At 38.3% G+C, this 22,048-nt stretch carries 20 protein-coding genes; 14 read left to right on the top strand and 6 right to left on the bottom strand.

What is annotated here, in order from left to right; genetic code table 11:
* Nucleotides 1–13: 13 nt before the first annotated feature.
* From Q2T41_RS02515 to Q2T41_RS02500, 4 genes are all read right to left on the bottom strand, one after another.
* Complete coding sequence (locus tag Q2T41_RS02515; RefSeq protein WP_304434800.1) at nt 14–856, bottom strand: universal stress protein; 843 nt, start codon at nt 854–856, stop codon at nt 14–16.
* A 16-nt stretch (nt 857–872) separates the two neighbouring features.
* Complete coding sequence (locus tag Q2T41_RS02510) at nt 873–1,718, bottom strand: universal stress protein (protein ID WP_304434799.1); 846 nt, start codon at nt 1,716–1,718, stop codon at nt 873–875.
* Nucleotides 1,719–1,817: 99 nt separating this feature from the next.
* Nucleotides 1,818–2,867, bottom strand: a complete 1,050-nt coding sequence (locus tag Q2T41_RS02505) for a response regulator (RefSeq protein WP_304434798.1) — start codon at nt 2,865–2,867, stop codon at nt 1,818–1,820.
* The gene (locus Q2T41_RS02500; protein WP_304434797.1) at nt 2,864–4,018 is read right to left on the bottom strand and encodes a PAS domain-containing sensor histidine kinase; all 1,155 of its coding nucleotides are present in this window, start codon (nt 4,016–4,018) and stop codon (nt 2,864–2,866) included. Before Q2T41_RS02500 ends, Q2T41_RS02505 begins: the two co-directional genes overlap by 4 nt.
* A gap of 90 nt (nt 4,019–4,108) precedes the next feature.
* Here Q2T41_RS02500 and Q2T41_RS02495 point away from each other — a divergent pair, with 90 nt between their 5' ends.
* From Q2T41_RS02495 to upp, 4 genes are all read left to right on the top strand, one after another.
* Complete coding sequence (locus tag Q2T41_RS02495) at nt 4,109–4,519, top strand: hypothetical protein (protein ID WP_304434796.1); 411 nt, start codon at nt 4,109–4,111, stop codon at nt 4,517–4,519.
* A gap of 80 nt (nt 4,520–4,599) precedes the next feature.
* Complete coding sequence (locus tag Q2T41_RS02490; RefSeq protein ID WP_304434795.1) at nt 4,600–5,232, top strand: WG repeat-containing protein; 633 nt, start codon at nt 4,600–4,602, stop codon at nt 5,230–5,232.
* 5 nt (nt 5,233–5,237) lie between these two features.
* Nucleotides 5,238–5,999 carry an SDR family NAD(P)-dependent oxidoreductase gene (locus Q2T41_RS02485; protein WP_304434794.1) on the top strand — a complete coding sequence of 254 codons (762 nt, stop codon included), beginning with the start codon at nt 5,238–5,240 and terminating at the stop codon, nt 5,997–5,999.
* Between the two features lie 108 nt (nt 6,000–6,107).
* Nucleotides 6,108–6,761 carry a uracil phosphoribosyltransferase gene (upp, locus tag Q2T41_RS02480; RefSeq protein WP_304434793.1) on the top strand — a complete coding sequence of 218 codons (654 nt, stop codon included), beginning with the start codon at nt 6,108–6,110 and terminating at the stop codon, nt 6,759–6,761.
* 11 nt (nt 6,762–6,772) lie between these two features.
* Here upp and Q2T41_RS02475 read toward each other — a convergent pair whose 3' ends face one another.
* Nucleotides 6,773–9,268, bottom strand: a complete 2,496-nt coding sequence (locus tag Q2T41_RS02475) for a cation-translocating P-type ATPase (protein WP_304434792.1) — start codon at nt 9,266–9,268, stop codon at nt 6,773–6,775.
* A 156-nt stretch (nt 9,269–9,424) separates the two neighbouring features.
* On the opposite strand from Q2T41_RS02475, the gene Q2T41_RS02470 reads away from it, so the two are divergent.
* On the top strand, nt 9,425–10,183 hold the full coding sequence (locus tag Q2T41_RS02470) for an RNA polymerase sigma factor (protein WP_304434791.1): 759 nt from the start codon (nt 9,425–9,427) through the stop codon (nt 10,181–10,183).
* Between the two features lie 69 nt (nt 10,184–10,252).
* On the opposite strand, the gene Q2T41_RS02465 is transcribed toward Q2T41_RS02470, so the two are convergent.
* Nucleotides 10,253–10,720, bottom strand: coding sequence for a pyridoxamine 5'-phosphate oxidase family protein (locus Q2T41_RS02465; RefSeq protein ID WP_304434790.1), 468 nt, complete (start codon nt 10,718–10,720; stop codon nt 10,253–10,255).
* 38 nt (nt 10,721–10,758) lie between these two features.
* Here Q2T41_RS02465 and Q2T41_RS02460 point away from each other — a divergent pair, with 38 nt between their 5' ends.
* The 9 genes from Q2T41_RS02460 (at nt 10,759) to Q2T41_RS02420 (ending at nt 22,048) form a co-directional block, all read left to right on the top strand.
* The gene (locus Q2T41_RS02460) at nt 10,759–10,929 is read left to right on the top strand and encodes a hypothetical protein (RefSeq protein ID WP_304434789.1); all 171 of its coding nucleotides are present in this window, start codon (nt 10,759–10,761) and stop codon (nt 10,927–10,929) included.
* 202 nt (nt 10,930–11,131) lie between these two features.
* Complete coding sequence (locus Q2T41_RS02455) at nt 11,132–12,772, top strand: TldD/PmbA family protein (protein ID WP_304434788.1); 1,641 nt, start codon at nt 11,132–11,134, stop codon at nt 12,770–12,772.
* 25 nt (nt 12,773–12,797) lie between these two features.
* Nucleotides 12,798–14,114: a TldD/PmbA family protein gene (locus tag Q2T41_RS02450; RefSeq protein WP_304434787.1), complete on the top strand. Its 1,317-nt coding sequence runs from the start codon at nt 12,798–12,800 to the stop codon at nt 14,112–14,114.
* Between the two features lie 94 nt (nt 14,115–14,208).
* Nucleotides 14,209–14,829: a DUF4159 domain-containing protein gene (locus Q2T41_RS02445; protein ID WP_304434786.1), complete on the top strand. Its 621-nt coding sequence runs from the start codon at nt 14,209–14,211 to the stop codon at nt 14,827–14,829.
* A gap of 12 nt (nt 14,830–14,841) precedes the next feature.
* Nucleotides 14,842–15,831 carry an AAA family ATPase gene (locus Q2T41_RS02440; protein WP_304434785.1) on the top strand — a complete coding sequence of 330 codons (990 nt, stop codon included), beginning with the start codon at nt 14,842–14,844 and terminating at the stop codon, nt 15,829–15,831.
* 36 nt (nt 15,832–15,867) lie between these two features.
* Nucleotides 15,868–16,767, top strand: a complete 900-nt coding sequence (locus Q2T41_RS02435; RefSeq protein ID WP_304434784.1) for a DUF58 domain-containing protein — start codon at nt 15,868–15,870, stop codon at nt 16,765–16,767.
* A gap of 1 nt (nt 16,768) precedes the next feature.
* Nucleotides 16,769–18,064: a BatA domain-containing protein gene (locus Q2T41_RS02430; RefSeq protein ID WP_304434783.1), complete on the top strand. Its 1,296-nt coding sequence runs from the start codon at nt 16,769–16,771 to the stop codon at nt 18,062–18,064.
* The gene (locus Q2T41_RS02425) at nt 18,064–20,301 is read left to right on the top strand and encodes a tryptophan-rich sensory protein (protein WP_304434782.1); all 2,238 of its coding nucleotides are present in this window, start codon (nt 18,064–18,066) and stop codon (nt 20,299–20,301) included. Before Q2T41_RS02430 ends, Q2T41_RS02425 begins: the two co-directional genes overlap by 1 nt.
* On the top strand, nt 20,294–22,048 hold the full coding sequence (locus Q2T41_RS02420; protein WP_304434781.1) for a hypothetical protein: 1,755 nt from the start codon (nt 20,294–20,296) through the stop codon (nt 22,046–22,048). The genes Q2T41_RS02425 and Q2T41_RS02420 overlap by 8 nt, the downstream gene beginning before the upstream one ends.

The raw sequence follows: 22,048 nt of genomic DNA, 5'->3' as shown, positions 1-22,048 counted from the left end.
TTACCTTAACTATTTATTGGGGCAGAAACAATACCGGTATATTGGCATGAAATGCCAGTTTATGGACTACCGCCTCTCCAATTACCTTTTCCCAGAATGTATGTTGATGTCTAATAATTCCTAAAATACTAGCAGTGTCATCGGCAATATATTTATTAATACTAGTGGAAACATTGACTTCAAAAGGTATATTCTTAAAGCTGAGGTCAAGACCTTTCATGCGTTCCATTAATTTTTCCTTGTTCATTTGCTGCGTATCACTAAGGATAAATTCTACGGCAACATGCACGATTTCTATGCTCGCATGCCATATTTTGGCAAGTTCTACAAGTGGTTCCAACTCATTCTTTTTGAACGGTTCTGCGAAATCCGTGGCGAACAAAACGGTTTTTAAACGTTGAAAGTTAAATCCCGCAGGTACGGTTAAAATGGGGGTATGCGTAATGGACTTAAGAACTTTAACGGTGTTGCTGCCCAAAAATACTTCTTTGGCTCCCGTTGCTCCCTGTGTCCCCATAATTAGAAGATCAATATCGTTTTTTGCAACAATGTTTGCAACGGCATCGGTCAAAGCACCTGCTTTGGAAATTGTGGAAATTTCATGAAGTGGGTTTTTATGGTTGATCTTGAAATAGGAGAACATTTCTTCCAATTCCTTCTCTGAATATTTTTTTAAGGAATCATAAATTACCCCCAGTCGTTGTTGGGTCTTACTCCCCATAACATTTAATGCAGAGGGTTCATAGGCATGCAGTATATAGAAGTGACATTGCGTTTGGGCATACGCTTTTAATGCCGTGAAAATAGAATTCCAAGAGTTTTCTGAAAAATCTGTTGTAACAAGTATTTTTTTCATGGTAACGGGTTTAAGGTTATCGCGGTAAATTTTGCATGACCAAAAAAGGAACCGGTGGTTTGAGTCCGATTTCATCAATAGTGGACCTATATAGCATATCCTCTAAAAAGGAATGCCTGCTATTTACCATGACCAAAAGGTTGATTTGGTGTTCCTGAATATAGTTCATGATTGCTGTGGCCCGGTTTGCTACAGCGGTAACCACAAAAGAAAGTCGTGCATTGGGCAACGATTCCTCCAAGAATTTTTTATTATCCAGTTGCCTTACGCTCAGATCCTCAAAATCCGAAATGTACAGACTATGGACCTGCGACTTAAATTGGGCGGCCAAAATATCCAAAAGCTTAAGCTCCCTTCTTTTATAAGGTACCATATAATCCGTAGGAAACAGTATTTTTTTAGGTTGGGTATACTCAATTCCATCGGGTATGGCCAAAACCGGACATTGAACATATTTAAATACTTGTATGGTATTACTTCCAAAGGTTATACGTGCATCATCTGTCTTGCCTTTGGTCCCCATAATAATTAGGTCAATATTTTTAAGGTTGCTAAAATTATTGACTGCATCTACGAGCGATTCAAAAGAAGATACCGCTTCATATACATGTTTGGGATTGTGCGTACGCTCTCTAATTTCGGTTACTAATTCGTTTAATTTGCCATTGGTTAAATTTTCAATTGAATTTTTGTTTTTTTCAAAATTGGTATCGTCCACATTATGAAAAGGACCATATACTTCATCTGCATAGGCATGGATGAAATAAAAATTGGTACGTTCACATTTAAACAGGTTTAAGGCGTAAGAGATAGCATGATCTGCGTTACCGGAGAAATCTGTAGGAATGAGTATATTTTTCATGGCAATTCTTTTTATGGACGTGATAAAAGTATTTGAGGTCCAAAAGAAAACCTATGATAAATGTCATGAGGAGCGTAAAGTGAGCGTTATTAAGTTGAATTAGGTTACGTATTGCAGTACTTTTAGTTCTTTAATACGTATGTTCCTTCCTTCAATTTCAATCAGTCCTTCCTTTTTAAAGCTAGATAAGGTGCGTATTAGACTTTCAGTGGCAATACCAGCTACACTTGCCAGATCTGCACGTGAGATTCGTATTGGCTTTGAGGCATCATTGTTCATGATTTCCGCAAACTGCAGTAAAGTTTGGGCAGTTTTTTTTCGTACGGAACTGTATGCCATTTGTAGTAGTTGATGTTTTATTTCAGAAATATTATCCGATAAAAGTGTCATGAGCTCTAACGGTATGGTGTGGTTTTCGGCAACTATTTGGTGTAGATGTTCCTTACTTACCGCAGCTAGTTCTACCTGTTCCAAGGCAGTAGCAGATTCTTGGTTTACACTATTGTTCATCAAAGAGGTAAATCCAAGGAAATCATCTGCATGGTATAGGGTGGTAATCAATTCCTTACCATCTTGGTCCATGGTATGGCACTTTACGGCTCCTTTTAAAATTAAATATACGTAGGTTGATCGGACCCCTTCTTCATAAATGGTCTCACCTTCGTTCATTTTAATGATCTCTCCATGATCGTCAAAATAGTTTTTTAATTGATTGAGGTTACCAATGGCATCTGGATCGTTAATTTCTTCAGTAGTATTTGTTTTTAGCTGATGGAGCAATTTGGATTTTGCCAATCTACTTTCAATGGCGCTAACTAAATCCTCTTCTTCAAAAGGTTTGGTAAGGTAATCATCGGCACCAAGATCCATTCCTTTGCGTATAGCCTTATGCTCCGTTATTGCGGATAAGAATATAAACGGAATATATTGGGTGGATTCATCGGAGGAAAGGGCATCCAACACACCGTAGCCATCCACTTCCGGCATCATGATATCACATACAATTATATGCGGCTTTTTTTCCTTTGCGGTCGCTATACCAATTTTTCCATTAGGAGCCGTGACTACATCATAACCTGATAATTCTAAAAGTTCTGCGGTATTCTCCCTTAAAATATTGTCATCTTCTATGAGTAAAACGGTTTTCATTGGGTATTACTTTTTATGTTTCTTGGAATTTGGATGGTAAATGTTGACCCCACATTTTCTTGGCTTACAAAAGAAAGGGTAGACCCCAAATTTTCAAGATGTTGTTTAGATATGTTTAGACCTATACCGGTTCCTTGATTAAGCAGGGCATTTTCTGCTCTAAAATACCGGTCAAATATATGTTTTTGTTGCTCTTTGGGAATTCCTATACCTTCATCCGTAACCTGAATGGTAAAGTAATCATCCTTAATGGTGAAAATTATTTTTATAGTGGTTTCCTCTGGAGAATATTTTATGGCATTTTGAAGCAAATTGGACAGGGCTAGGGCCAATGTTTTTTCATCAAAGGTAACGACCACTTCATCTATATTGTCTGGATAGCGGATTTTTTGTCCAGTTTTCAATAACATATTGGCATCATAGACCACCTCATTAATGACCCTGCTTAAAGGAAAATCCTCAATGCTGTAATTAACTTTGCCCAGTTCAAGGCGCTCAACGGATAAAAAGTCATTAAGTATAGTATCTAACTGCCGTACCTTGGATTTTATGGTGTCTACATGTTTGTCTCTTTTTTCTTGTTGGCCAGTTTCTGTATACTTGGATAATAAGGTCACGGAGGTAAGAATACTGCTCAAGGGAGTTTTAAATTCATGGGATACCAAAGATAAAAATCTGGTTTTCAGCTCATTAAGTTCTTTTTCCTTCTCCAGGGCATCGGTTAATTGCTTTGTGCGTTCCTGTACGGTCTGCTCTAAGTTTAACGTATAGTTTTTACGTTCCGTAATATCGGTGACCAAAGCCATAACATACGTATTTCCATATAGCGTAAAAGGATTAAGACCGGCCTCAACAGGAAATTCCTCGCCATTTTTTCTTAGTCCGCTAAGATCACGGCCATGTCCCATTTTCCGTTTTTCACTTTTTTTCATGAAGCTTGAAAAATGCCCATCATGTTTATGATGATACCGTTTTGGAATAATACAATCTAATGATTTTCCTATGAGTTCCGTCTTTTTATATCCAAACATTTCCTCGGCAGAGGAATTGGTCGCTACAATTTCCTGTGCGGTATTTACTAAAATAATTCCTTCGGATATTCCTTCTGAAAGCAGATGGAAAACATTACTGTCCTTTTCAAAAACATTCATTTCTAAATATAATCCTTAACTGATAATTATCATAGTAAAGGTGATAATATAAAAGTAAATTTTCTACTTGATAATCTTAAATATACAAAAATGTTGAACTCTCAAAAATTTGGTCTGGAGCTATATGAAAATTTAGGGAAAGTATTTTACGCTTTGGCAAGTGCGGACGGTACGGTACATATAAAGGAAATTGATCATTTAAGGTCCTTTATTCGAAGTTATTGGTTGCACATTGATGATATAGAGGATGAATATGGTTCTGATGCTGCCTTTAGGATAGAAACAACCTTTGACTGGTGTTTGGAATATGATAAAAAATCTACGGACTGTCTTCAGCAATTTAACATGTTCTATAAGGAACATTATAACCTATTTACTCCTGAGGTAAAACGATTGATTTTGGATACGGCCAACGCAATGGCCAATTCTTATGCCGGTAAAAATAAGGCAGAATTGATTGTTTTATCAAAAATTGAAATTTTGTTTACGGAGCATGGATAGTGGTAATCTACCTATATGACAATGGTCATAATAAATGGATTATTAAGGAATTACTTTAATAAACTTAAAATATGAGAATTATGAAAAATAGATTGATGTTTTTAGCGATAACCGTCTTGGCCGTACTTCCCATTTCGGCACAAATGGTACAAGGTATAGATGAAATAGCACCTTTTAGTGAAGGCCTGGCCGCTGTTCGCAAAGGTGGTGAATGGGGATTTATAGATGAGGAAGGAAAACTGGTGGTAGATTTTCGTGATGATGTGTATTGGAACCCATCTCAAGATAACGCAATTGCTCTTGGTGCACCATACCCCATGTTCAATGAAGGACTTTGTGCCATATCACAGAAAGTTGAAGATGGTGTACCCGTATTTGGATTCATGGATAAAACAGGAGCGGTGGTGTTCCCCCCACAGTTCTTAAATGTGACCCCCTTTAATGATGGTTACGCTACCGCTGTTTTTGTCGACAAAACATTCAAGGGCGAAAATGAATTCAAGCTGAAAATTTATGAATATAAATTTTTTGATGTACTTATTTCTAGCAACGGTGAGATTGCCGAATATTTTGGAAAACGAGACCATATACAAATGACCGTTAAACGGTACAAAGTACCCACTATTGGTGCAAAAATGCTCAATGCACAATTAGTGGCCACCCATAAGCCAGATCAAGGATGGGTCATACAACAACTACAAACAAAAAATTAAGAATTATGAAAAGGTTGAACAATAAAGTAGCCGTTATTACCGGGGGTACTGGAGGTATAGGTATGGCTACGGCAAATTTATTTTTGGATCAAGGTGCAAAAGTAGTGTTGGTCGATAATGATGCCAATGCCATTGACAGATTACGTAAAGAGTTAACACATGAAAACATAGCTTTTGTTCAAGCGGATGTTTCCAGTAAGACTGATACCCTTAAGTTTTTGGATTTTACCTTAAAGACATTTGGCAAAATAGATATCTTTTTTGCCAATGCAGGTATTGAGGGGGTTGCCCAGAATATAGCAGATTATCCGGAAGATATATTTGATAAGGTAATCAATGTAAATATAAAGGGCGTTTGGTTTGGCTGTCAATACATAATCCCTAAAATGGAAATTGGCGGTAGCGTTATGATTACGTCTTCCGTTGCAGGTTTAAAGGGTTTTGCCAATCTTGGGGCGTATGTGGCTTCCAAACATGCCGTGGTAGGAATAATGAAAGTTGCTGCCATAGAAAATGCATCAAGGAAAATACGTGTGAATACAATACATCCCGGTCCGGTTGATAATGATATGATGCGTAGGATTGAAAGCGATATGTCACCGGAAAGTCCTAAGACGGTAAAGGATGGCTTCACTGCTGCAGTACCTTTTGGACGTTATGCCACATCTAGGGAGGTAGGCGAGATAGCCCTTTTCTTGGCCTCTGATGAAAGTAAGTTCATTACCGGTTGTACACACTTAATAGATGGTGGAATGCTCACTGCCTAATATTAGTCGGTTTAAATGATGAGAAAAACTTGAATGTATTGATACGTGATATTGATACATTCAAGTTTTTATATTTGTAAATGGTACCTTACCTTAAAATTGACAACCATGATCATTCATAATTTAAGTGAAGAAAATTCTGTTCTAAATCAGTTTATTTCTGAAGTACGAGATGTACATATTCAGAAAGATTCTATGCGCTTTAGACGAAATATAGAACGTATTGGGGAGGTGTTAGGTTATGAACTGAGCAAATCATTGTCGTATAGTACTACTACGGTAGAAACACCTTTAGGTTCTAAACCAATGAACCTTAGTAAGGAACAATTGGTTATTTGCTCTATTTTACGTGCAGGACTACCCCTTCACCAAGGATTATTGAACTATTTTGATACTGCGGAAAATGGTTTTATATCCGCCTTTCGTAAACATGAAGGCGATGCCGATGATTTTAAAGTAATCGTAAATTATTTTGCGGCACCTACCTTGACTGGTAAAATATTGATTTTAACAGATCCTATGCTAGCCACGGGAAGCACTTTGGAAAATGTACTATTGGCATTAAAGGAGCACGGAACTCCTGCGGCCATTCATATCGTTTCGGTTATAGGTTCCCGGCAAGGGATAGATAAGGTAGCCAATATTTTTCCGGATAACACCCATTTATGGATCGCCGCCATTGATCCCGAATTAAACACCAGAGGATACATTCTTCCCGGTATTGGGGATGCGGGCGATTTGGCTTACGGTCAAAAACTGTAGTTTAATAGGGTTTAGCGGCGTTTGCCCCATTTCACCAGTTCATACCATAAAACGGATACCGTGCCTACGATGATTGACATTCCAATCTGTGTTAGTGTCAAACGTTCAAACTCAAAAAAGTGGGTCAATACGGGTAGGTAGAGTAAGAATAATGTTAAAAGTACGGTGATGCCGATAATTATGGGGACCAAGGAATTCTTGTACCTAATGGTCGTAAAAATGGAATAATAAAATGAGCGGTTGACCAAGGTCAAAAAGATATTGGCTATGATCAAGACCAAAAATACCATAGTTCTGGTAGTACTTTCACTATAGGAAGCTTCAACCGCATAACGATAGATAAAAAGTGCACCAATGGTGATGACAAGTCCTTGTAGAATGCTAGTGGCCAATTCTTTATAATTAAAAAAAGTGGTGGAGAACGGGCGAGGTCTTTTGTCCATTAAATTTTTTTCCATAGGCTCATTTTCAAATATAATGGAGCATGTAGGTCCCATGATCAACTCCAATAAAATAACATGTGAAGGTGAAAATATATTTGGGTATATCCACCGCAAAGCCAAGGGAATAAAAACGGTCAATATTATGGGAATATGTATGGATATGATATACTGTATGGCCTTTTTTAAATTGGTGTAGATTTTTCTGCCCATGGCAATGGCATCGACCATCTTGGAGAGATCATCGTCCACCAAGATTAAGGAGGCGGCCTCTTTGGCTATTTCCGTTCCTTTTTTGCCCATGGCTATACCTATATGTGAAGCCTTTAAGGCTGGCCCGTCATTAACTCCATCCCCCGTCATGGCTACAATTTGATTATTTTCTTTCAGGGCATTTACGATTCTAAGTTTTGCATCTGGAAACATCCTTGAAAAAACATTTACCGTCTTGACCTTTTCTTTTAATTCCTGATCGGTCAATTTCATAAGTTCATCACCGGTCATTGATTTTTCATAGCCAATAAAATTAATTTGTTTGGCTATGGCCATAGCGGTATTTGCATTATCCCCCGTAACCAGTTTAACTTGTATTCCCGCTTTGTCAAAATCCTGTAATACTTGGCTAATGTTATCTTTTGGAGGGTCGTAAAATGCTACAAGCCCCATAAAATCAAACTTAAAATCCTGCTGGTGTTCTGGATAGGTTATTCCCGTAAAAATACCTTGACCAACGGCCAGTAATCTATACCCTTCCCTTCCTAGGTTATAAATAGTTTCCTGTAGTTTTTCTATCTGCTTTGACGTAAGGTTAGAGACTGCAATTAGGGCTTCTGGCGCTCCTTTGGCCGCAATGATCAAATTTCCATTTTCATTTTCAAATAAATGGGTCATCATTGGTGGTTTACCCCCTAAAGGATACTCGTGAACCATTTTATAATTTGGTCGCTCATCAACTTGGGAGAAGCTACCATATGCATTGTGCAATGCCACTTCCATAGGGTCAAATGGTATAGGTTCACTGGCCCACATGGCCATTTTAATTAGGTCTTTTTCTGGTTGTTCCAGGTTTTCATCCGCATTGACAATGGCATAGGTTTGCATCGTAAACAGTTTGGCCAAGGCCATTTTGTTCTGGGTAATGGTACCTGTCTTATCCGTACAAATGACCGTGGCACTGCCCAATGTTTCCACTGTTTTCATTTGTTTGACCACAATGCCCATTTTCATGAGTCGCCATGCGCCTAAAGCCATAAAGGTTGTGAAGGCAACGGGAATTTCTTCAGGAAGAATACTCATGGCCAAGGTGAGTGCTTTTAATAAGCTATCAAGAACGGCACCGGAACGAAGGTAGTTAATGATCCAAACAAGGATAAATACTGCTCCGCCCCAGATGGACATTAATTTTACAAAATTTGAGATCTTTAGTTCTAATGGGGTTTTTTCTACGGTAATTTGATCTAGGCTCTTACCAATTTTACCTAATGAGGTTTTGGCGCCAATAGCTGTAATTTGTGCTATGGCCAATCCACTTGCAACGGTGGTTCCAGTAAATATTTCCGGATTTGGGCCATTGGCATCTTTGTAGATCGGTAAAGATTCGCCCGTCAAAATAGATTCGTTTACAGAAAAATCGTTAGAATGTTGAATGACACCATCAGCAGAAATGGTGCTACCTTCTTCTGCCATAAAATAATCGCCTATGACCAATTCATGACTATCAATGGCAATTACCTCACCGTTACGTATGACCTTACTTTTGGGTTGAGTAAGATTTTTGAGGTTCTCAAGGGCCTTTCTGCTTTTTGAATCTTGATATAGGGAAATGGAACCTACCAATATAATGGCCGCAACCAAAAAAATACCGTCACCCCAATTACCTGTAAAAAAATATATAGCAGAGGCTACCAATAGAAGAATGACCATAGGTTCCTTGGCTAAACTTTTAAGGGCGTCCACAAAGCTATTTTCCTTTTGGTGGTCAAAGGTATTGGAGCCATATTTGGTCCGTGATGCCATCACCTCTTGGTCCGTAAGGCCAGAAATTCCAAAATCTTTGGGTGTATTCATGAATGCAAATTGATAGACCGTTTTAAGATAATTCTTTATTGTTTGAAAATCACCAAATTATAGGAAAATCAATTGGTCGGTACTGATAATTATCATAGTATTTATGTGTAAAAGGATGCAATTTTAGGGTACTATAAAAACTTTAATCTCAGTACTATGAAAATCGTAAACAAGACTGTTCGCATTATTTTAGAAGAGACATATACCAATTTAATTACTTTAAAAAAGAAAGATGACCAAGAAGCATTCAACAATGAACTAATGAAAATACTACCCAGAATTTACCGGTATGTTTCCAATAGGCTCAATAGTGCTGTTGCCAATGGTACGTTGAACAAGGATATGTTTGATCCCAGTGATTTTACCGATCAGCTATTTATAGAAGTCTATGATCATATGGACAAAATTGGTAATGAGGATGAACTTCATGCATTTCTTTTTAAAACGGTAGACCGCTTGTTAGAGGATAGTTTAGTGGAGGAGGAATTTGATCAGCTTTTTTTTGAGAATATAGATGCGTATTCCAAACCGGAATGGGCTGCCATGGAGAAAAATTATAGTACAGATGGTGATGGTGACCTGGTCATGCTAGAGGAACTGGATGATTCTTCCTATGATAAAGGAGATTATAGCTTGGATCATGTCTTTATCACTGATGATGAAAAGAAACTTGCCGCAAAATTAGATGAGTCCTTGAACAAGGAACGGATTGAACGTCATATGCGTTTGGTACTGGGAAAAATGAATACAGCCATGAGGACCGTCTTTGAGCTTTTTGTACATCAAGGTTTTACCTTAAAGGAAATAGCGCACATTAGAGGGACCAATTTTACTGAGGTGGAGCGGATTTTAACGGATGCCCGTAGATTTTTAAAGGAGAGTTTTGAAAAAAGGTTCTTGATCGAAAGTAATTAAGGATGAATAGAAATTTAAAAAGCTCCCAATTGATTATGGGAGCTTTTTGTATTTATTAGGTATAAAATTTTAATTCGCTGACTTATTTTCCCTAAGTTTTCCTGTAAAATCGCTTATATTAATGCGAAATACGATTGGTGCATCTTCGGCATTTATTTTAGCAGAAAATTCACTGATATATTTTGGATATGCCCCGTATTTATTTAGCAGCACTTCTTTTACCCCTTCAGAAAATTCATGTAGCATATGTTTGGCATCAATGCGAGACAATTCTTCAAAAGTACCTTGCACCAAAACGGATTTCCAATTTTCTATTGAAGAAATTTCATCGACGCCCATACTAACTGCATTGTTTTTTCGCATGGCCTTTATCTTATGTCCATCGGCAGAATAACTTATAATAGTATTATGTTTTACATCATAGTAAAAAGTAATAGGAAGTATATGTGGAAATCCTGCAGATATGTAAGCTAACCGTCCAATATAATTTTTTTCCAGTATTGCCTTGCATTCCTCTTCAGTTAAATTTCTTCTCATAGCTATTGTGTTTTGATGATGAATTAAATGTAGGTAGCATGCTGAGGACAACCTATGATATAAATCAGGTATGTTCATTTCATCTGTATGGTTATGGTACTGAAAGGCAGAACAATTCAATTATGGTTAACCAATTTTTTGAAAGCTATATAAGGGGAAAATCAAAAGGTAGTATACAATTTTACATTATTCTCAAAAACAGCGTTTAAAGTTATATTTTATGTTAAGATTAACATAATTGTTAAAAAAGCCTCTCTATTTTTAAAGAAGGATAGTAGCCATGCAATGTGGATTATGTGTATGACCGGCATTCTTTTATTTTCGCCTCCATTATTGGCATTGACACATCGGCATTCTACTTATGTATTTCTCTAGAAATATATATCATAAAAACCATTTTAAAACGAACACATGAAAAGAAGAGATTTTGTACAGTACGCCGGGTTGGGTGCCGGAGCATTGATGATGCCATCATTTTTGCTAGGTAACGACATCCCTACAGAGGCGTTACTGGAACCAGGTATGGATGCCTTGGTGAAAAAACGAATGGCAGATGTTGCCTTAAATACTGCCAAATCATTAGGTGCTACCTATGCAGATGCCCGTATAGGCAGGTATTTAAATCAGTATGTATTCACTAGGGAAGACAAAGTTCAAAACGTGGTCAATACAGAATCCTTTGGTATAGGTATACGTGTAATCGCTAACGGTACATGGGGTTTTGCCTCTACCAATAGTGTTACCGAAGATGGTATTAAAAAAGCGACGGAGCAGGCAGTTGCCATTGCAAAAGCTAACTCTAAAATTCAAAAAGAACCGGTGAAGTTAGCTCCTGTTAACGCATACGGAGAAGTGTCTTGGAAGACTCCGATCAAAAAGGATTTTAAGGAAGTTCCGGTTTCAGAAAAAGTAGACCTTTTGCTAAGCGCAAATGCCGCTGCTTTGGATAACGGAGCAAACTTTGTGAACTCCGCCTTATTTATGGTCAATGAGCAAAAGTACTTTGCTTCAACAGACGGTTCTTATATTGATCAGGATATTCATCGCTTGTGGCCAACACTACGAGTAACTGCCGTGGACAAGACTGCCGGTACTTTTAAGACCAGGGAGAATATGAGTGCTCCAGTTGGTATGGGCTATGAGTATTTAGACGGATTGGAATCCGAGAAAATTGATGGTCCTGCTGGATTGCGTTTATATAGAAATAGCTATGACATGGTAGAAGATGCCACTATCGCAGCAAAACAGGCAAGAGAAAAACTTACGGCAAAATCTGTTGATGCCGGTAAGTACGATTTGGTATTAGAGCCTAATCACCTAGGTTTAACTATTCATGAGTCTGTAGGTCACCCATTGGAATTGGATCGTGTATTGGGTTATGAAGCCAACTATGCAGGTACAAGTTTTGCTTCATTGGATAAATTAAAATCGGGCAACTTTAAATATGGTAGCGACATTGTAAATCTTGTTGCGGATAAGACCCAAGTGGGTTCTTTAGGCGCTGTAGGTTATGATGATGAAGGTGTGAAAGCTAAAAAGTGGGATTTGGTACGAAACGGCGTATTGACAAATTTCCAAGCCATACGTGACCAAGCACATATGATCGGTGAAGAGGAATCTCACGGTTGTTGCTATGCACAAAGTTGGGACGATGTTCAGTTTCAGCGTATGCCAAACGTATCATTAGAGCCAGGTAAAGAAAAGTACTCTATTGCCGAAATGATAAAGGATGTAGAAAAAGGTATTTATATTGCTGGTAGAGGTTCTTACTCTATTGATCAGCAACGTTATAATTTCCAGTTTGGTGGTACTGTTTTTTACGAGATTAAAAATGGTGAAATTGTAGGTATGTTAGAAGATGTAGCCTACCAAAGTAACACCCAAGAATTTTGGAATTCATGTGTTAAGATTTGCGATAAGGATGATTACCGTTTGTTTGGTACGTTCTTCGATGGTAAAGGGCAGCCTTCTCAGGTGAGCGCTGTATCTCATGGTAGTTCTACTGCCAGGTTCAATGATGTAAACGTAATTAACACAGGTAGAAACATTTAATTGTTTCACTCTAAAAAGAACAACAATGGCAATTTATACAAAAGAAGAAGCAAGAAAAATATTGGAGAAGGCATTGAGCTTTTCCAAAGCCGATACCTGCGAAATTAATTTAAGCGGGTATAATAGTGGTAATATAAGATATGCAAGAAATACGGTATCTACATCTGGGTACAGTTCTAACCAAAGCTTGGCGGTACAGTCTAGCTTCGGTAAAAAATCAGGTACGGCAACTATTGATGAGTTCGATGATGCATCGTTGGAAAAAGTAGTGAGAAGGGCTGAGGAGTTGGCACAACTTTCTCCTGAGAATCCTGAGTTTATGGAACCTTTAGGTCCGCAAGAGTATGATGAATCGATCACATATAGTGGGTCAACAGCAAACATAACGCCGGAGTATAGAGCAGAAGTAGCAAGTAGCAGTATTGTACCTGCAGCTGCAAAAGATGTTACCGCAGCAGGATTTTTAAACGATTCCGCAGGTTTTAGCGCTATGATCAACTCTAAGGGGCTGTTCGCTTACAATCAATCTACCGATGTTGATTTCACAGTAACCATGCGTACCAATGATGGTACCGGTTCTGGTTGGGTAACAAGAGATTTTAACGATGTAGATAAGTTTGATGCGAAAGAAGCCGCAAAGACCGCAATTGATAAAGCAGTACTTTCAAGAGAGGCGAAAGCAATTGAGCCAGGGAAATATACGGTGATATTAGAGCCAGCTGCCTCGGCAGATTTGTTACGTAACATGTTTCGTTCTTTAAATGCGCGTTCTGCAGATGAAGGAAGAAGCTTTATGTCCGCTCCTGAAGGTAAAAATAAGATAGGGGAGAAAATAGTGGATGAGCGTGTCAATATTTATTCAGACCCATTGCACCCAGAAGTACCTACAGCTACTTGGAACGGAGAGGGGCAACCTATAAAAAAGACGAGTTGGATTGAAAACGGAGTGGTGAAAAACTTGGCGTATGACCGTTTTTGGGCAAAGGAAAAAGGTGTGGAGCCAGTTCCTTTTCCGTCGAACGCAATTATGGCTGGTGGCGATGCCAGTTTAGAGGATTTGATCAAGAGTACGAAAAAAGGAATTTTGGTAACACGTTTATGGTATATACGTAGCGTTGATCCACAAACCTTATTATATACGGGACTTACCAGGGACGGAACGTTCTACATAGAAAACGGTGAAATTAAATATCCTGTAAAAAACTTCAGGTTTAATGAGAGTCCGATCATCATGCTGAACAATCTAGAAACTTTAGGAAAACAAGTACGTATCAATGGTAATTTAATACCGTATATGAAGGTGCGCGACTTTACGTTTACCAGTCTTTCAGATGCGGTGTAAGGCATTATAAAGCACTATAAACTGGTTGATTGTGAAATTTCACATCAGCCAGTTTTCTTTTTTCAATCGGAATAAAAACACTAATTACTTGCCCTTGAGCAACGAATTTTTCTTTACGAGATTACAGTATGAGTCCGGTGATTGGGATGTGGATCAGCGCATGCCATCCAATCTGTTGAACTCATTGGTAGAGTACACCACCTTGAAAGTAGATACGCAAGAGAAGATAATCACCTTGGCAAGCGATGATATTTTCAAGAGTCCGTTTTGTTATATCTCAGGTCATAAGTTGGTAGAGTTTACCAAGAAGGAAAAAGAGAATTTTGAGAAGTATGTGCGCAACGGAGGCTTTGTTTTTGTCGATGACTGCAATCACGATATAGACGGCTTGTTCGCAAAATCCTTTGAGCGGCAAATGGAAGAAATATTTGGTCCTTCCGAATTAAAAAAAATACCCAATGACCATGAAATCTATACCATATTCTTTGATTTTGAAGACGGTCCGCCCACCACATCACAAGAGCTGAACGGCTGGGGCGATGATTTGGTGCACGATTATTTAAAGGCAATAGTCATCAACGGTAGAATAGGGGTACTGTACAGTAATAAGGATTATGGTTGCGAGTGGGATTATGATTTTAGAAACAAACGTTGGTACAAAATAGACAATACACGGTTTGGGGTAAACATTGTCATGTATGCCCTAACCTCATAAACACATTTTTGAATGGATAAAGAATTACAACGCATTGCAGATGAGGTAGAAATGCTTTCCGGTAAATTAAGTGCCTTAAAGCAAGAAATCGGGAAAGTGATTATCGGGCAGGAAGATACTGTATCGCAATTACTGATTACGTTTTTAGCTGGTGGTCATGCATTGTTAGAAGGGGTTCCCGGTTTGGCAAAAACACTAATGATCAGAACTTTGGCAAATGCCATCGATTTAAAGTTTAAAAGAATACAGTTTACGCCCGATCTAATGCCTTCGGATATTATTGGGACAGAGATTTTAGAAGAAGACCATACTACGGGTAAAAAGTTCTTTAAGTTCAATAAGGGTCCTATTTTCTCTAATATTATCCTGGCGGATGAAATTAACCGTACGCCACCAAAAACACAAGCAGCCTTGTTGGAAGCTATGCAGGAGTTTGAGGTGACTTACGGAGATAAGACCTATCAGTTAGATAAACCATTTTTTATACTGGCTACACAAAACCCGATTGAGCAGTCTGGTACATTTGTTTTGCCCGAAGCACAACAAGACAGATTCTTGTTGTACATCAAAATAGGATACCCAACACAGCAAGATGAAGAAGCCATTTTAAAAGCGACAACGGGTACTTTTAAAAAGAAATTGAACCGAGTAATATCGGGTGATGATATTGTGCGTTTGCAGCAGCTGGTAAGAGAGGTATCCATCAGTGATGCGCTCATCAGTTTTGTGAGTGATATCATCAGGGCAACCCGCCCAGAAACCACGACCGATGCGTATGTGAAAGATTGGGTAGATTGGGGTGCAGGTCCGCGTGCAGGTCAAGCTATGATCTTAACGGCAAAGGCTAATGCCTTGTTAGAAGGTAGGTTAGCGGTAACATTAGATGATATTAAAGCAGTGGCATTGCCCGTACTTCGTCATAGGGTTTTGGTGAATTTCAGGGCAGAAGCGGAAGGCATTACGTCTGATAAAGTGGCAACCCATTTACTGAGTGCCATTTAACTAAAAAGTAAATAATAACTCTGGATTATCGAGTTTATGGCAAAACAGGACTATCAAGATTTATTAAAACCAGAGGTCATCAATACGGTTGAGGGACTTTCCTTAATATCGCGCATTGTAGTAGAGGGCTTTACGGCGGGTTTAAATAGAAGTGCCAGCGTAGGTCCTGGAATGGAATTTAGTCAGTACAGAGGTTACGAACCCGGTGACGATTTACGGCTGTTAGATTGGAAAATGTTGGCACGCTCGGGCAGGTATTACATCAAACAGTCGGAAATTGAGAGTCAGGTAACTATTAAGTTTATTGTAGATACCAGTGCATCTATGCTGCACAAGGAAACCGAATTGTCAAAGGTAGATTTTATTCGCGTGTTGGTGGCTACCTTAGCGTATTTGGCGCATAGGCAAGGTGATGCCGTGGGCTTATTCGCCTTAAATGAAAAAGATGCCGTTAGCATATATCCTAAAGCGGATAAAAAGCATTACAACAGGTTGCTGTTAGAGTTGATTAAACTCTCAAACAATGGAAAGTGGCCGGCAGCCCATATTTCAAACAAGCGCATACCGAACAGAGGAGGGAAGGAGCTGATTTTTTTCTTGACGGATATGTATGAAACTGGTGACGAGATTTCAAAATTTATAAAGGGATTAAAATCCGCCAAGAACGAGGTGGTGGTTTTACAAATTATGGGTGCTGCCGAGATGGATTTCAATTACGGTGCTAACATCACTTTTGAGGATTGGGAAACAGGGGCAAGAATAAAGGTAGATACGCAGCAGGCAAAAACCGAATATTTAAATGCTCTTGAAAATAGATTGAAAAGTATAAAAGAAGAATTGCTATCCAACGGAATAGACCATCATGTATTTAGAATGGATGCACCTTTGGGTGAAGCAATTCAGTTATTTTTAAAACAACGAAAAAGAATCGGTTAGTATGTCATTTGCACATCCCTCATATTTATGGGCTTTATTGGGACTTCTAGTTCCCATAGCCATCCATTTATGGAGTAAAAAGGAAGCAAAGACCATAAAAATTGGTAGTGTACAGTGGTTATCAGAATCAAAATCAAAACAATCTAGCAGTATTCAATTGAATGAATGGTGGTTATTGGTATTACGCATGGGCATCATTTCGCTATTGGTATTGTTGATGGCAAAACCACAATTGCATTCAAAAGTGATTACTACATCCCTGACTTACATCATTGAACCAGAGCTGATGCAGCATACTGGTTTTATGTCTCGCTTCAATGAAATAAGCGATGATCAAGAAATTAGACTGTTGCGTAAAGGCTTACCGTTAAAGGAAAATGAACAAGACATAACTACGCAGCATTTCCTACCTGATTATTGGGCTTTGGCATCTGAAATGGATGCCCTGAAGACCGATAGTATTGTTGTCTTTACCAAGGGTTTTGCAAAAGGATTAAAAGGGGCTAGACCGGAAACCAAGCATAAGATGCATTGGGTAGTCATTGATTCTGCATTAGCGAAGGAGACACCTTTATTAGCCTATAAAAAGAAGAACGGTTTACAAGTGTTTACAGGCAAGAGTACTCCGTTTGATACCAAAGTCAGCAAAAAAAATATCAAGTTAGGCGATGAATTTACGCTTAACACTAATGGTGATAGTTTAGTAATTGCAGGAACGAATCCGTCTAAGAAAATTCCTGTGTATGTTCAGAAACCCATTAAAATAGCACTTTATTATTCCGATAGTTTACAGAAGGACAAGTTGTATATAGAGGCAGCGTTAAAGGCACTTTCCATTTATTCGGATAGGGAGATTCAGGTAGAATCTAGCTTAGATACGGAAGTAGTAGCCAACAAAGTAGCAGATGCCATCATCTGGCTGAGTGCAAAACCTTCCCCTAAAACGGCTAAAAAGTTACTAGCTTTTAAAGAGGATGCGCTATCAAAATCAATGATAATTGCCGGTGTAGCCGAGCATACGTTCTATTTGACCAAACGCATAAATTCAGAGAATGCGGTTACGGAACGTTTAACGGAGCAATTGTTGCAATTGCTGGATAATAATAGTGAAGTTGAAAAATTTATAGCTGAGGTAGATCATCGTTCGGTAACTGCGACTGAATTGGAAACCACTTATACACCTAGTAAAAAGAAGCAAAAACAATTGGCAAGTCAGAATGTGAATCCGTACTTATGGTTAATCCTCTTAGTATTGTTATTGGTGGAACGCTTTGTAGCATATAAACTCAAACAGTGATGGAACAAGGTAAGTTGCATTTAATGAAATTTCAAAAGCGATGGCAGTTGTTGTCATACGCCGAGGTTTTTCTGTATGCCTTGGGCATTGCCGTACTATGCTATTTTATTACTGAAACTGTTTGGTTTGGCTTGGTAACATTCATTATGAGTGTTTTACTTTTTGTCTTCAGGAAAAAGCCTTGGAAGCATAATTTGAACGCAACAAGTTCCTATATAGATGCCCACGTCTCAGAAGCATCATTCAGCACGGGGCTGCTGTTACAACCAGAAGACAGCTTATCCAATTTAGCCAGATTACAACGCTATAAGGTTTCGGAAGAACTCACCAAAAGATTGGGAGATATAAGTCCGCCAAACGCCCTGAAACAAGCATTTTTAGTCATGCTAGGTTGTATATTACTTGGCTTTGTATTGCACAAATTGGCTATATTTCGCGGGGTAGTAGACGAGCTGAACAATCCTAAAAATACCGAGCAAATTCAGTTCGTGGGAACGGATAGTGTACAAGCTAAAAGCAGTATACCGGCAATTGAGAAGCAGGAAATACGGGTTATTTATCCATCGTACACAAGATTGGGAAGTAAAATTACAGCAGACCCAAATATAAAGGCTGTTACCGGAGCCAAAATTCACTGGAAGTTACAATTTGATGCCGCAGTTGTAGCACCGGTATTAGATGTGATGGGCGAGTTAAAGCCCATGCAAAAATCAGAAACAGGTTATCAAGTACAATTGCCTTTAACAGCATCAGGTTTTTATAGTTTCAAATTTCAAAATGAAGAAGGAACAGAGTTTACATCCGATTTGTTTTCGTTGGAGGCAGTAGCGGATAATCCGCCCGAGATAGAGATTTTAGGATTGGAGCAATACACCTATTTTGATTTTTCCGATAAAAAATTGGTAGAACTGCAAAGTACCATTACAGATGATTTTGGAATTGATGAAAGCTACATTATTGCAACAGTAAGTAAAGGAACGGGAGAGTCTGTAAAGTTTAGGGAAGAAAAATTGAATTTTAAGGAAGCCATTTCAAAAGGAACCAAATCTATACGAGCCACCAAAACACTAGATCTAAATGCCTTGAAAATGGAAGTAGGCGATGAGCTTTATTTTTATATAGAAGCCTTTGATGAAAAACAGCCGAAGCGTAATGTGGCACGTAGCGAAACGTATTTTGCAGTAATCAAAGATACCGTGGGAGAGCAATTTGGTGTAGAAGGAACTTTAGGCGTAGACCAAATGCCCGATTATTTTAGAAGTCAGCGACAATTGATTATAGATACCGAGAAATTAATAAAGGATAAACCCAGCATTTCAATTCAAGAATTTAAATCGAGAAGTAATGAATTGGGGTTTGATCAAAAAGCGCTGCGTTTAAAATACGGACAGTTTATGGGCGATGAATCTGAGATGGAAGAAGCACCTGCCGTGATCGAAAGTCATGAAGAAGGTGAAGACCATGATCATGCTGAAGATCAAGAAAATATACTAAAAGAATTTATGCATGACCATGATGGTGATAACGAGCATAACTTGGTAGAACAGGATGAGCATGAAAATGAAGATACAAGCGAAGAACCAGAAGACCCTTTGCATGATTACCTTCATAATCATGATGATCCAGAAGAATCCACCTTGTTCGAAGAATCCTTAAAAACAAAATTAAGAAAGGCATTAAGTATCATGTGGGATGCCGAATTATATCTGAGATTATACGAACCAGAAAAGTCGTTGCCATTTCAATACGAGGCTTTAAAATATATTCAAGAAATTAAAAATAGTGCTCGTATTTATGTGCACCGAATAGGATTTGACCCACCACCTATTAAGGAGGAAAGTAGGCTTACCGGAAAAATAAAGGACATTAAAAATTATATTAAAAACGAAACTACTAGTGCAGATCTACCTTTTGAAGCTATTGAAAACGCAGTTAGCCGTTTGGAACAGTTGGTGCAAGGCGAACAAGAGTTTAAGGAGGATGATACTATACTTTTTACTGCTGCAGGCAATGAGCTGGCACAGTTGGCTATAGACAACCCGGGTAAATATTTGCAGGTCTTGCAAGGCTTAAAAAGTATAGAGAACAACACAGGAAGAACCCTTGAAAATTACCAATTCGTTCAAAAAGGATTGTTATTGGCTTTGCCAAGCACGCCGCAAGTACCCGGATCAGAAAAAGTGTATACAGACGAAATTAATTCACTATTTCTAAAACAATTGAAAGTGTATGATTGATGGAATTTTGTTTGTACAGAAAGAATTGCTACTACCTATAATTTTATGTGGTGTATTGTTATTTGCTGCATTTATTTTTAAGGAATGGCAAACACGAAACAAGGGTAGGTTTACTTTAAATGCTATAATAGCATTTATAACCCTGTTCGCCTTAATTTTAATTATTTTAGAACCTAGCAAAGAAGTAGAAATACAGCACAAGCAAGGACTACTTTTAACCGAAGGTTACCGAACGGCACAACAAGATAGTTTAGAGTCTATTTATGAGGGAATTCAGGTATTGGAATATAACCACAAGCAATCGGTTCGTAGGGCTTTAGATTCGCTCACAAGTCTGGTGATTATTGGCGATGGAGTAGCACCTTATGATTTTTATAGGTTTGATAGTATACCCACAAGCTACTTGCCTAACGAAATTACCCCAGGTATTACCAAAGTAAAATTTAATGATCACCTTGTTTTAGGGGATGAGTTTAGGCTGAACGGAACTTATGCCAAACCGAAACTAGGTTCCATCTTGGTATTGCAAGATTCACGTGGTAATGGGTTGGATTCCATTCTTTTAGAAGACAGGAGTTCGCAAAATTTCTCTTTAAAAACAGTGCCAAAAGTTAGTGGTGATTTTATTTTTCAATTATCCCAGAAAGATAGTGTGGGTAAGGTGTTAGCATCGAATCCGCTACCAATTACAATTCGTGAAAAAGAACCTTTTCGTGTGTTGATCGTAAACACTTTTCCAACATTTGAAATAAAATACCTCAAGAATTTTTTAGCGGATCAGGGGTATGACGTTACGGTTCGTAGTCAGTTGACAAAAGGCAAGTATAAGTTCGAGTATTTTAATACGAAAGCATCGCCAATTTATCTATTTACCAAGGAGAGCTTAAGTAAGTTCAATGTAGTTATTACAGATACCGAAACCTATTTTAATTTCGGAAAAACGGTAAAAGATCACTTTGAACATAGCATGCGTGAAAATGGATTAGGCTTTTTTATTCAACCAACGGAACTACTGTTTAAACTTGGTAAAGCAATGCCTTATTTTAGTTTTAAAAGCGATGGCATAAATGAGGTGCAATTGCCTAATAGTACCGTCAACATAGAAAAATATCCATTTACATTTAATGAAACATTCGCTGTGAATGCTATAGATTCAAATGAACTTGGAAAATTATCGTATTACAGGCAATTGGGCTTGGGTAGAGTTGCAACCACAACATTGTTCAATAGTTATCAGTTAGTGTTGCAGGGAAAGAATCAAGCCTATAAGAGCATTTGGACTAAGATTTTAGATAAGATCGTACAACGAAAAGAACAAGTGGTAGCATGGCAATCGCAAACGCAATTGCCAAAAGTGGGCGAGCCTTTCTCTTTTGTATTACGTACAGGTTTGGAAAATTTTCAGATAATGAATACAGAAAAAAGACGTATTCCATTGATACAAGATGCAACCGTGTCCTTTAAATATTCGGGTACTACCTATCCGAAGAAAGCAGGGTGGAATACTCTGGCAGTAGAGGGAGACAGTACCACCCAATTTTCCTATTACGTTTATGATGTCGATGATTGGAAACCTTTAAGAGCATCTCATAAAAGAGAAGCGAATGCAAAACAGTTTGGTAATGCATTAAAAGAAAATAGGACAGTTATGGTAAACCGTCCTATATCGTTACTATTCTTTTATATACTCTTTTTACTGGGTATTGGATGGTTGTGGTTATCACCAAAATTATCCGCCCAAAGCTAA

This window comes from Maribacter confluentis (assembly GCF_030505015.1).
Taxonomy (GTDB): Bacteria; Bacteroidota; Bacteroidia; order Flavobacteriales; family Flavobacteriaceae; genus Maribacter; species Maribacter sedimenticola.
Note: the sequence above shows the minus strand (reverse complement) of the source record. Positions and strands in the feature narration are given on the sequence as shown.

What these genes read in the sequence shown, in the direction of transcription:
- Q2T41_RS02440 (WP_304434785.1), top strand. Translation starts at nt 14,842, where the DNA reads ATGGATAAAGAATTACAACGCATTGCAGATGAGGTAGAAATGCTTTCC.
- Q2T41_RS02485 (WP_304434794.1), top strand. Translation starts at nt 5,238, where the DNA reads ATGAAAAGGTTGAACAATAAAGTAGCCGTTATTACCGGGGGTACTGGA.
- Q2T41_RS02425 (WP_304434782.1), top strand. Translation starts at nt 18,064, where the DNA reads ATGGAACAAGGTAAGTTGCATTTAATGAAATTTCAAAAGCGATGGCAG.
- Q2T41_RS02495 (WP_304434796.1), top strand. Translation starts at nt 4,109, where the DNA reads ATGTTGAACTCTCAAAAATTTGGTCTGGAGCTATATGAAAATTTAGGG.
- Q2T41_RS02465 (WP_304434790.1), bottom strand. Translation starts at nt 10,720, where the DNA reads ATGAGAAGAAATTTAACTGAAGAGGAATGCAAGGCAATACTGGAAAAA.
- Q2T41_RS02490 (WP_304434795.1), top strand. Translation starts at nt 4,600, where the DNA reads ATGAAAAATAGATTGATGTTTTTAGCGATAACCGTCTTGGCCGTACTT.
- Q2T41_RS02505 (WP_304434798.1), bottom strand. Translation starts at nt 2,867, where the DNA reads ATGAAAACCGTTTTACTCATAGAAGATGACAATATTTTAAGGGAGAAT.
- Q2T41_RS02515 (WP_304434800.1), bottom strand. Translation starts at nt 856, where the DNA reads ATGAAAAAAATACTTGTTACAACAGATTTTTCAGAAAACTCTTGGAAT.
- Q2T41_RS02470 (WP_304434791.1), top strand. Translation starts at nt 9,425, where the DNA reads ATGAAAATCGTAAACAAGACTGTTCGCATTATTTTAGAAGAGACATAT.
- Q2T41_RS02450 (WP_304434787.1), top strand. Translation starts at nt 12,798, where the DNA reads ATGGCAATTTATACAAAAGAAGAAGCAAGAAAAATATTGGAGAAGGCA.
- Q2T41_RS02500 (WP_304434797.1), bottom strand. Translation starts at nt 4,018, where the DNA reads ATGAATGTTTTTGAAAAGGACAGTAATGTTTTCCATCTGCTTTCAGAA.
- Q2T41_RS02460 (WP_304434789.1), top strand. Translation starts at nt 10,759, where the DNA reads ATGCTGAGGACAACCTATGATATAAATCAGGTATGTTCATTTCATCTG.
- Q2T41_RS02435 (WP_304434784.1), top strand. Translation starts at nt 15,868, where the DNA reads ATGGCAAAACAGGACTATCAAGATTTATTAAAACCAGAGGTCATCAAT.
- upp (WP_304434793.1), top strand. Translation starts at nt 6,108, where the DNA reads ATGATCATTCATAATTTAAGTGAAGAAAATTCTGTTCTAAATCAGTTT.
- Q2T41_RS02510 (WP_304434799.1), bottom strand. Translation starts at nt 1,718, where the DNA reads ATGAAAAATATACTCATTCCTACAGATTTCTCCGGTAACGCAGATCAT.
- Q2T41_RS02455 (WP_304434788.1), top strand. Translation starts at nt 11,132, where the DNA reads ATGAAAAGAAGAGATTTTGTACAGTACGCCGGGTTGGGTGCCGGAGCA.
- Q2T41_RS02430 (WP_304434783.1), top strand. Translation starts at nt 16,769, where the DNA reads ATGTCATTTGCACATCCCTCATATTTATGGGCTTTATTGGGACTTCTA.
- Q2T41_RS02420 (WP_304434781.1), top strand. Translation starts at nt 20,294, where the DNA reads ATGATTGATGGAATTTTGTTTGTACAGAAAGAATTGCTACTACCTATA.
- Q2T41_RS02475 (WP_304434792.1), bottom strand. Translation starts at nt 9,268, where the DNA reads ATGAATACACCCAAAGATTTTGGAATTTCTGGCCTTACGGACCAAGAG.